Origin of the sequence: Martinezella calliandrae, from assembly GCF_030272695.1 — a bacterium.
Taxonomy (GTDB): Bacteria; Pseudomonadota; Alphaproteobacteria; order Rhizobiales; family Rhizobiaceae; genus Rhizobium; species Rhizobium calliandrae.
Genome location: NZ_JARFYN010000174.1, coordinates 1 through 839 on the forward strand (window position 1 = coordinate 1; position 839 = coordinate 839).

Consider the following 839-nt stretch of genomic DNA (forward strand, 5'->3'; position numbering starts at 1 on the left):
ATACTGCAGTGGCTCGCTTGATCGCGTCGTCCTGTCGGCGCAATGCTTGATCGACATGATGTCGGTTAACATTGTGGCTCAAGGACTGCTGCATGCGGTCGGCGCCGGCGGCCATGGTGTGCTCGATCTCGAGCATTTCCCGTGTCGTGTAGCGTGCAAGTTTGTGGTTCTGCTCCGGCCGCAATTCGATGAGGGCAGGAGAGGCCATGACGGTGGCAAAGGCGTTCTGGAAGGCTTGCGGATCGTCGATATAGCGGTGCAGGGCGCGAGCGACGTCATATCGGTCGAAGACGCTCTTTTCGGCCGTCAGGATCGACAGGACTTGCTCCGGTTTTTCCCGGATCAGTTCCGCATTTCGTCGCGCTGCCTTTTCGTCGATGCGCGTGCGCGATACGTCGAGCCCACGTCGATCCATCTGCGAAGCATGGACGCCGATGTGCTCGGTCGGCTCGATCTCCAGTCCGCGCTCCAGATGCGAGCGATGATCAATCCGGATATCGAGCCCGGCGCGCATGAGCTGCCGGTTGGCATGGCTCTCCCAGGCTTGCCGCATCTCCCGGAGCTGCATATGCGACGTCGGCTGATTGTGGTTCAGCAGCCACTTGTTTTCCCGCTCGATCAGGGTCTTCTCGCCGAGCCCGGTCGCGCCGATCATCCGTGTCGTCATCAGCACGTGGGCATGAACGTTTCGGACGTCGCTTTCGACATGCGGCTGATGAATAGCGAAGTCGACGGCTGCGCCATAGCGGTTGGCGAGATCGCGGGCGAAGTCGCGCACGAGCAAAAGCCGTTGCTGAGCGTTGAGTTCATGCGGAAGTGCCAGCTCGAACTCGCGGGCG

General features: G+C 60.9%; 1 protein-coding gene. It reads right to left on the reverse strand.

The genetic code is table 11. From position 1 onward, the window contains the following. Positions 1-839, reverse strand: an 839-nt coding sequence (locus PY650_RS36565) for a MobA/MobL family protein (RefSeq protein WP_285884976.1), incomplete at both ends; no start/stop codon positions are given.